Annotated in this window: 9 protein-coding genes and 1 pseudogene; 6 read left to right on the top strand and 4 right to left on the bottom strand. The window is 63.1% G+C overall.

Annotated features, from left to right (window positions below):
* Positions 1–418: pseudogene (locus AX703_RS16175) on the top strand (PAS domain S-box protein); the annotation flags it as partial.
* Between the two features lie 125 nt (positions 419–543).
* Here the strand turns inward: AX703_RS16175 and AX703_RS16170 are convergent.
* Genes AX703_RS16170 through AX703_RS16160 form a run of 3 tightly spaced genes read right to left on the bottom strand, consistent with a single transcriptional unit; the run spans position 544 to position 3787 of the window.
* Positions 544–1917, bottom strand: coding sequence for a hypothetical protein (locus tag AX703_RS16170; protein WP_062345503.1), 1374 nt, complete (start codon positions 1915–1917; stop codon positions 544–546).
* Positions 1918–1920: 3 nt separating this feature from the next.
* Positions 1921–2532 carry a hypothetical protein gene (locus AX703_RS16165; RefSeq protein ID WP_062345501.1) on the bottom strand — a complete coding sequence of 204 codons (612 nt, stop codon included), beginning with the start codon at positions 2530–2532 and terminating at the stop codon, positions 1921–1923.
* A 40-nt stretch (positions 2533–2572) separates the two neighbouring features.
* The gene (locus AX703_RS16160) at positions 2573–3787 is read right to left on the bottom strand and encodes a catalase family protein (protein ID WP_231735570.1); all 1215 of its coding nucleotides are present in this window, start codon (positions 3785–3787) and stop codon (positions 2573–2575) included.
* Between the two features lie 29 nt (positions 3788–3816).
* Between AX703_RS16160 and AX703_RS16155 the strand changes: the two genes are divergently transcribed.
* From AX703_RS16155 to AX703_RS16135, 5 genes are all read left to right on the top strand, one after another.
* Entirely contained in the window at positions 3817–4440 is a 624-nt protein-coding gene (locus AX703_RS16155) for a TetR/AcrR family transcriptional regulator (RefSeq protein WP_007407173.1), read from the top strand.
* A gap of 65 nt (positions 4441–4505) precedes the next feature.
* Positions 4506–4934: a thioesterase family protein gene (locus AX703_RS16150; RefSeq protein WP_050794237.1), complete on the top strand. Its 429-nt coding sequence runs from the start codon at positions 4506–4508 to the stop codon at positions 4932–4934.
* Positions 4931–5797 (top strand): 3-hydroxyacyl-CoA dehydrogenase, encoded by an 867-nt coding sequence (locus AX703_RS16145; RefSeq protein WP_062345500.1) that lies wholly within the window; start codon positions 4931–4933, stop codon positions 5795–5797. Before AX703_RS16150 ends, AX703_RS16145 begins: the two co-directional genes overlap by 4 nt.
* A 27-nt stretch (positions 5798–5824) precedes the next feature.
* Positions 5825–7591, top strand: coding sequence for an oleate hydratase (locus AX703_RS16140; protein ID WP_062345497.1), 1767 nt, complete (start codon positions 5825–5827; stop codon positions 7589–7591).
* A 41-nt stretch (positions 7592–7632) separates the two neighbouring features.
* A complete protein-coding gene (locus AX703_RS16135) occupies positions 7633–7872 on the top strand; it encodes a YHS domain-containing protein (RefSeq protein ID WP_007407177.1) in 240 nt (79 codons plus the stop codon).
* 35 nt (positions 7873–7907) lie between these two features.
* On the opposite strand, the gene AX703_RS16130 is transcribed toward AX703_RS16135, so the two are convergent.
* Positions 7908–8476: DDE-type integrase/transposase/recombinase (locus AX703_RS16130; protein ID WP_156452095.1), on the bottom strand; the 569-nt coding region annotated here is incomplete at its 5' end.

Below are 8476 nucleotides of genomic sequence, written 5' to 3'. Positions count from 1 at the left end.
GAACGGCGCGGAATATCTCGCGCGCCTGACGATCAGCGCCCTGTTCGAAGGCGACACACATCGAGGCTTCGCCTGCATAAGCCGCGATGTCACCGACGAGGCGGCGGTCCGCGCATCGATCGAGACCCGCGAGCAGCATCTGCAATCGATTCTGGCGACGGTGCCGGATGCGATGATCATCATCGACGAGACCGGCGCCATCACGTCGTTCAGCGCAGCGGCACAACGCCTGTTCGGCTACAGCGAAGCCGAGCTCGTCGGCCGCAACGTCTCCTGCCTCATGCCCCAGCCCGATCGCGACCGGCATGACGAATATCTCGCGCATTATCTGCAGACCGGCGAGCGCCGGATCATTGGCCTCGGTCGCGTCGTGGTCGGCCAGCGCCGCGACGGCTCGACTTTCCCGATGCAGCTGACGGCGGACAGTCAGGATTACCGATCGGGCCAGACGCGACTGGCAAAGATCATGGTGAGGCCGAGCGCAGCGATCCTGATGAATTGCACGTTCATCTTCACAAAGGCCAACGACTGACCGGCGGGTTCCTAACCCCAGCTCCCGGCCGCCAGCCATTTGAGCGCGGACAGGCTTGGCATGAACAGATATTCGCCGCCCTTCATGACATTGAAAGTCTGCACACCGTCGATGCGCTTGCGCGCCGACGCCTGCGGGATCGTGAACCGGCCGTCATCCTCATGCAGGCCAACGATCGGATCGCGCTCTTCGCCAAGGTCGACGAAATTGCCTCGGTTGATCCACTCCTGCTGCATGAACTCGATCGTGTCATAGGCACGCGCGCTGATGAAGATGAAGAACAGGCCGCGATCGCCTTCGGCATCGTCTTCCGGCGCGACATCCTCGGAATAGACCGGTCCGAAGGTCGAGGAGCGGCGGATGATCCGGTGGATGTTGACGTCGGTAAGCAGCGTCAGCTCGGAATCGCGGGGATTGAGTCGACGCATATGGCAGCCGAGCGGCACAACGCGGCCTTTGGGGTCTTCCTTGAACGTGAAGTCATTGTTGCGCTGCGGATCGGCGCCGAGGTCGGGATCGTCATGGTCGGGCGACAGCGTCAAGGGCGCGCCGGAGCGCCAGCGCCCGAACATCTTGGCGGCTAATAGCTCGCGTTCCTCCGGCGTCTCGCCATGCGCCTTGAGGAAGGCGTTGAAGCAGCCGACCCGGCTGTTGTACTTGCGCAAAACGACGAAGGTGCCGTTCTTGCCGAGCGCGGCGGGCTCCGGCATGCCGAGAGGCTGGCCGTTCTCGCTCTCATAGCCGAGGATGAATTCGCCGGCCTTGATCGGCCGCTCCTCGCCTGGCAGCGGATCAACGCCGCTGCCCTCCACTGCGGGCTGGGAGATCGAATCCCGGAAGCCGAACGGGTTTTTCGCGCCATCCGGCGCACCGAAGCGATGCTCGCCGAGCAGGGTCACGCCGCTGCTCCGGTCGAGTTCGGCGCGCGCTGTCGCCAGCGCTTTGTCGAGCGCCGCATCATTCACGGCATAGATGGTCAGCGCGAGATGGCAGTTGCCCGGCTTGAAGACCTCTTCCCACTTTTCAGGCGCGTTGGGCCCGAAGTCGCGAAGCTGCTCCGCGCGTGCAGGCATGCCCTGCTGGAAGGGGAGCGGGAAGGTCTTGAGTTGTGCTTCCGGCAGGCCGAGCGCCTTCAGCCCCTCGAAGCTGAGTGCGGCCCCGATCCAGAAATCGAGATCGTCGCTCCAGTTGTCGGCCGAGGCGATATGCGGCGCGAGCCGGCCGAGGAGGTCGCGCGCGCCCTCGGCCTCGTCGAAATGGAGCATGGCATGGATGCCGACATAGGGCTCCGGCCGGCTTCGCAGAATCAGCGCCTGGATGTCGTGCAGGTCGAGCGTGACGCTGTCGCGCCGGAAGCGCTCTTTCAGTTTCTGAAGGATCGCCATTGCTCAGCTCACCTTGTCGAGAAATTCGTTGACGGCATGCTCCATGCGCTGGAGCCGGCGCACATCGACGACGGTCACCTGCGGGTTGGCGACGAACCAGCCGGCGGCGGTGATCTGATGCTCGGCGATGAAGTCCTTGACCTTGGGGCTCGCAATGCCCGGCCAGCCCTCGACCGAGGCGAAGAGCAGGTCCATCAGGTCGGGGATCTTGGTGGCGAAGTCGTTGATATAGGTGTCCCAGTCGCCATCATAGGCGGTGGCGAACAGGATGCGCGTGTCGTTGTCGAAGAAGACGAAGCGCATATTGTGCAGTGTGCCGACCTTCTGTGCTCCGTCGAAATTGCCGTTCACCAGCCCGAAGATGCGTTTCAGCCGGTCCGCGCCGCCTGGCTTGAGGTTGGCGATGGCGGTAAGCTCCGAGACATTGCCGGACTGAGCGCCGACACGGCCGGCGGAGCCGGCGGTGCCCTTGAGGTCTGGATTATGCTTCGTCACCATCTGCTCGAGGGCGAGCTTGGCGAGCTGCGGCGCGTCGCCGGCCACTTCCTCGATCCGGCGGCGGATGGCCTGAAGGCGGGTTTCGTCGATCTGAGGGGTTTCTTCGGTCTCGGCCATGGCTGGCCTCCTTTCGTAAGTTTGGTTGACGATCGGATCGTCAGTCCGGAATGGCGTCGATGTTCGTCGGCTCGACGCGCGGCTGCGCGTTCATTTCGTGGCGGTAGCGGGCGGAACGTTCATAAGCGGCGATGCGCACCCGCATGATCGAGCCGAGCGGCTGATGATCGCGGATGCCGTGCCAGGGGTTGAAGGACAGCACGTCATCGCCATAGACCCGCCGCGCTGGCGAATAGGCGTCCTGAGGGGGAATGCGCAGCGTGGCGATCGGCTGGTGCGGCGAGAGATCTTCCGGCCAGAGCACCGCCGCATCCTCGACCGGCATCCTTTCGAGATCGGTACAGAGCTGGGCGCGCAGTTGATACTCCGCGCTCTGATCGCGGAAATGCTCGACCACCAGATCGCGCATGGTGGCGTCCTCCACCGCGCCGACATCCTTGCCGGCGAGTGCCCGGACATTGTCGGAGAGCGGTGCAGCGCTGATCTTGGCGATGTAGTCGCCGAAGCGGATCGCCGCCATCGAGTGATAGGTCTCGCCAAGCAGATGGTCATTGTCGCGCGCGAGACCGCGCAGCGTGGCGCCGGGCTCGACGCCGACCGCTTCGACCGCGGCTTCCACTCCCCGCGCCACCCCGGCCATGGCGCGCTGGAGAACGGCCGGGTTCTGGGCATTCTTTTCCAGAAGGCCGATGAGCTGGCGATATTTATCGATCGTGCCGAAGCTCAGGGTCGGGATATTGACCAGCAGGAAATCCTGGTTGCGGCCCTGGTCTTCGGGGAGAAGCCGCTCCCCCGCCACGCCAATGACCTTGATCGCCATACCGCGCGGAGCCGGTATCGTATCGGAGTGAATATCTCCGGGCGCTGATGAGAGGCGGATCACCACGGAATAGGTGGCGGGACGAGCGAAAAGCCCCTGGCGCAGATGCTCCGGCAGTTCCGGGATGACCAACTCACCCTTCAGGAACCCGTGGCTCTTGGCATGGGCGTCGCGCACTGCATGGCGGTGGCGTTCGAAGGCCTTACGGTTGGTGGTGGCCATGATCTCGAGGATTTCGGCGGTCAGCCGCTCCTCGTCTTCGCCGAGAACCTCCACGTCCGGGGAATAGCCAATGTAGGTTTCAGCCAAGGGCACTCCTTCGCGTTTTAATTTCGATACTGCGGACGATTTCGGGTCGAAATCGCCGTTGATTTCGGATATCAGTTGATATCTGGTTTTTACTGAGAACGCGGAACCGCCGAAAAGGTTTCGCACGTCTCGCCCGTTGGTTGGAGAACGAACCCATGCCGCTTACGCGCAAGGACACGCAGCGCCAGACGCGGGACCGGCTGATCGCCGCCGCACATACCTCGATCATCGAGGAGGGGGTCGCCGCCATGTCGATCCGCAACATCTGCAGCGCGGCCGGCCATTCGCAGGGTGCCTTCTACTCGAACTTCGCCAGCAAGGACGATCTGCTGGTCGAGATCCTGCAGAGCCATATCCAGGATGAGGTCACACTGCTTCGCGACCTGGTCGCGCACTGCTCCGGCGATGATATCGAGGCAACGCTCCAGGTGCTGGCCGCCCGGCTCGCGAAGCTGGCCGGTGAAGCGCAATGGTCGCTCCTCTCGATCGAATTGCAGCTTCACGCGCGGCGCGATCCGGCTTTCGCCGAGCGGCACCGGGAGGGCAAGGCGGCCTGCTATCGGATGTTCGGTGAACTCGTTGCCGATCTAACGCAACGCTTCGCACTGCGTCCGGCCTTGCCGCCGATGCAGACGGGCATCGGTCTATACGCGCTCTGGATGGGACTGGCGGTCCAGGGCGATGTCGAAGGCGCCATGCCGCGCGACGAGATGCTCGTCGGCTTCTTCCGCGCCATGGCTGGACTGGGTTCGTCGCATGAGGAGCAGGCGTATTCGTGAGCGGGATCGTGTCAGATCGTCGACGCATCGGCTGCGATGAGCACGGACACCCGCTCGTCGGCGAGGTGGATGAGCATCGGCGCTTCCATATCCGCTTCCGCGCCCAGGACGCCGACATCGACGAACTCGGCCATGTCAACAATGCTGTCTGGATGACCTGGATCCAGGATGCGTCGGTGGCGCACTGGCTAACGGCCGCGCGTCCGCAAGATCGCGACCGGTTCGTCGCGGTCGTGCTGCGCCATGAGGTCGACTATCGCGGCAATGTCCGGGCGGGAGACGCGGTCAGCGCGATCACCTGGGTCGTCGGAGTGCCGCGCGGTGCGCGCTATGCACGATGCGTCGAATTCCATGATGAAGACGGGCGGACGCTCGTCGCCTCGCTGACCCAGTGGGCCCTTGTCGATCGGGAAACCGGCAAGCTGGCCCGCGTCCCGGTGGAGGTGGCGGCTCCGTTTCTTGGTGACGATACCGCGCAGAAGGAGATTGAATGAGCGATATCAGGAAAGTGGCGGTTCTCGGCACGGGCGTCCTCGGGAGCCAGATAGCCTTCCAGACCGCCTATAGCGGCTTCGACGTTACCGCCTACGACACCAGCGAGGAGGCGCTTGAACAGGCAAGGCAGCGTTTTGCCATGCTCGTCGAGACCTATGGCAAGGAGGTGGCCGGTGCGGCCGACGGCAAGGCCGCCGAGTCCCTGCAGCGCATCACCCTGTCCGCCGATCTCGGTTCGGCCGTCGCGGACGCGGACCTCGTGATCGAAGCGGTTCCGGAGCTTCTCTCGATCAAGCAGGCGCTCTACGAGAAGCTCGCGGGGCTTGCGCCGGAAAGGGCGATCTTCGCTACCAATAGCTCGACCCTGTTGCCGACCGACCTCAAGGCCTTCACCGGCCGCCCGGACCGGTTTCTGGCGTTGCACTTCGCCAACAGCATCTGGAAGTTCAACACCGCCGAGGTGATGGGCACCGACGACACCGATCCGGCCGTGTTCGATGCCCTGATCGCCTTCGCCTCGGCCATCGGCATGGTGCCGATCCCGGTGCGCAAGGAGAAAGCGGGTTACGTCCTCAATTCGCTTTTGGTGCCGCTCCTGAACGCGGCCGCCGATCTGGCGGCCGGCGGCTATGCCGAGCCGGAAGATGTCGACAAGGTCTGGCGGATCGCCACCGGCGCGCCGATGGGGCCGTTCCAGATCTACGACATCATCGGCTTGAACACCCCCTACAACATTCTGTCGCATGGCGATGAGCACGCCCAGTCGCTCGCGGCATGGCTGAAGGAAAACTACATCGACAAGGGCAGGCTCGGCATCGCCTCGGGCGAAGGCTTCTACAGCTACAAACCCTCCGCAGACTGATCCCAACAAGAAGAACAGGAGTTCGCCATGCACTATAGCAGTGGAAACTATGAAGCCTTCGTGCGTCCCCGCAAGCCCGAGGGGGCCGACAAGAAGACGGCCTGGTTCGTCGGCTCGGGGCTGGCGGGGCTCGCCGGCGCCGCCTTCCTGATCCGCGACGGCGGCGTTGCGGGCGATCGCATCACCATATTGGAAGAGCTGGGAATCCCCGGCGGCGCGCTCGATGGTCTTGATGTGCCGGAGAAGGGCTTCGTCATTCGCGGCGGCCGCGAGATGGAGGAGCATTTCGAGTGCCTGTGGGACCTCTATCGCTCGATCCCCTCGCTGGAGATCGAGGATGCCAGCGTCCTCGACGAATTCTACCGGCTCAACAAGGACGACCCCAACTTTTCGCTCCAGCGTACGACGCAGAACCAGGGCCAGGACGTGCCCGACAAGGCGCTGCTGACGTTGAACGACAAGGCCCAGAAGGACCTGCTCTCCGTTTTCCTGGCGACACGCGAGGAGATGGAGAACAAGCGCATCAACGAGGTCTTCGGCGAAGATTTCCTGAAGAGCAATTTCTGGCTCTATTGGCGCACCATGTTCGCCTTCGAGGAATGGCATTCGGCGCTGGAAATGAAGCTCTACCTGCACCGCTTCATCCATCATATCGGCAGTCTCGCCGACTTCTCCTCGCTCAAGTTCAATCGCTACAATCAGTATGAATCCATGGTCCTGCCGCTGGTGAAGTGGCTGACCGATCACGGCGTCACGTTCCGCTACGGCGTCGAGGTCACCGACGTCGATTTCGACATCCAGCCCGGCCGCAAGCAAGCGACCCGCATTCACTGGAAAGAGCGCGGCGTCGAAGGCGGCGTCGATCTCGCGCCAGACGATCTCGTCTTCATAACCATCGGCTCATTGACCGAGAATTCCGACAATGGCGATCACAAGACGCCGGCGAAGCTCAACGAAGGACCGGCGCCGGCCTGGGACCTGTGGCGGCGGATCGCGGCGAAGGATCCGGCCTTCGGCCGCCCGGACGTATTCGGGGCCCATATCCCGGAAACGAAATGGGCCTCGGCATCGATTACCGCCCTCGATGCCCGTATTCCGGCCTATGTCGAGAAGATCACCAAGCGCAACCCCTTCACCGGCAAGATCGTCTCGGCGGGTATCGTCACGGTGAAGGACTCGGCGTGGCTGCTGAGCTGGACGGTTCATCGCCAGCCGCATTTCAAGAAGCAGCCCAAGGACCAGATGATCGCCTGGTTCTACGCGCTCTTTGTCGACAAGCCCGGCGACTATGTGAAGAAGCCAATGCAGGAATGCACCGGCGAGGAAATCACCCAGGAGTGGCTCTACCATCTCGGTGTACCGGTCGAGGACATTCCGGAGCTCGCAGCCTCCGGCGCCAGCACCGTGCCCACGATGATGCCCTATATCACCGCCTTCTTCATGCCGCGCCAGGCGGGTGACCGGCCGGACGTGGTGCCGGAGGGCGCGGTCAATTTCGCCTTCATCGGACAGTTCGCGGAATCGAAACAGCGGGACTGCATCTTCACCACGGAATATTCGGTGAGGACCCCGATGGAGGCCGTCTACACCCTGATGAATGTCGAGCGCGGCGTGCCGGAAGTCTTCAACTCGACCTACGATATCCGTACGCTGCTGGCAGCGATCGGTCCGCTGCGGGACGGCAAGGGCATCGACCTTCCCGGACCAGCCTTCCTGCGCAAGCTGCTGATGAAGAAGCTCGAAGGCACCGAGATCGCCAAGCTGCTCGAAGAGTTCCATCTGATCGAGGAGTGAACAGAGACCGGAAGGCACGCGCGGCGTGTGAAAGGTGATGAATGGCCGACGACGATCAGAAGAGCGAACGCGCCGCCGAGGTGACTGGGGCGCACGGCCATCATCACCATCATGAGCCGGACGGCGTAACGCCGTCCGGTCACGTCGACCATGATCCGGTCTGCGGCATGGTGGTCGATCCCGCCAGGACCGCTCACAAGGCTGAGTATGAAGGCGAGCGCTACGTCTTCTGCTCGGCCGGCTGTCCGTCGTCAGAACATTCGGCACAACTCGCGGCGTAGATTAGCGGAGTGCGGACCTCGTCAGGGGGTTGATGTTAGGCGGCGAACTTGCGGTGCTGCAAGCGCCGATGTTCGATGGTCTGTCGCTTGATCCTTTCGCGCAGTTTGATGATTGCCGGAGCCCTGCCGAAGTAGGCGTCGGCAGGCGTCACGTTGGCCAAGCTCTCGTGGTATCGCTGGTGATTGTAGTGCTCGACGAAGGCCTCGATGTGGGCTTCGAGGTCGCCGGGCAGGAAGTAGTTTTCCAGCAAGATGCGGTTTTTCAGGGTCTGGTGCCAGCGCTCGATCTTGCCCTGGGTTTGGGGATGACACGGGGCGCCGCGGACATGGCTCATCTTCCGGGCCTCGATGTATTCCGCCAGCTCACCCGCGATGTAGCTGGGACCATTATCGCTGAGTAGCCGGGGTTTGTGCAGCACCGTGGCGCTGTCGCAACCAGAAGCCGCCAGGGCGAGGTCCAGCGTGTCGGTGACGTCCTCGGCTCGCATGTTGGTGCACAGCTTCCAGGCGATGATGTAGCGCGAGAAGTCGTCGAGCACGGTCGACAGATACATCCAGCCCCACCCGATGATCTTGAGTGGAGTAGGAAGCGCATAAGCGCTTC

Origin of the sequence: Novosphingobium sp. CCH12-A3, assembly GCF_001556015.1 — a bacterium.
GTDB classification, from domain to species: Bacteria; Pseudomonadota; Alphaproteobacteria; order Sphingomonadales; family Sphingomonadaceae; genus Novosphingobium; species Novosphingobium subterraneum.
Note: the sequence above shows the minus strand (reverse complement) of the source record. Positions and strands in the feature narration are given on the sequence as shown.

Bases quoted from the DNA above. Each gene is read 5' to 3' on its own strand.
- AX703_RS16170 (WP_062345503.1), bottom strand. From the start codon at position 1,917: ATGGCGATCCTTCAGAAACTGAAAGAGCGCTTCCGGCGCGACAGCGTC.
- AX703_RS16165 (WP_062345501.1), bottom strand. From the start codon at position 2,532: ATGGCCGAGACCGAAGAAACCCCTCAGATCGACGAAACCCGCCTTCAG.
- AX703_RS16155 (WP_007407173.1), top strand. From the start codon at position 3,817: ATGCCGCTTACGCGCAAGGACACGCAGCGCCAGACGCGGGACCGGCTG.
- AX703_RS16145 (WP_062345500.1), top strand. From the start codon at position 4,931: ATGAGCGATATCAGGAAAGTGGCGGTTCTCGGCACGGGCGTCCTCGGG.
- AX703_RS16140 (WP_062345497.1), top strand. From the start codon at position 5,825: ATGCACTATAGCAGTGGAAACTATGAAGCCTTCGTGCGTCCCCGCAAG.
- AX703_RS16135 (WP_007407177.1), top strand. From the start codon at position 7,633: ATGGCCGACGACGATCAGAAGAGCGAACGCGCCGCCGAGGTGACTGGG.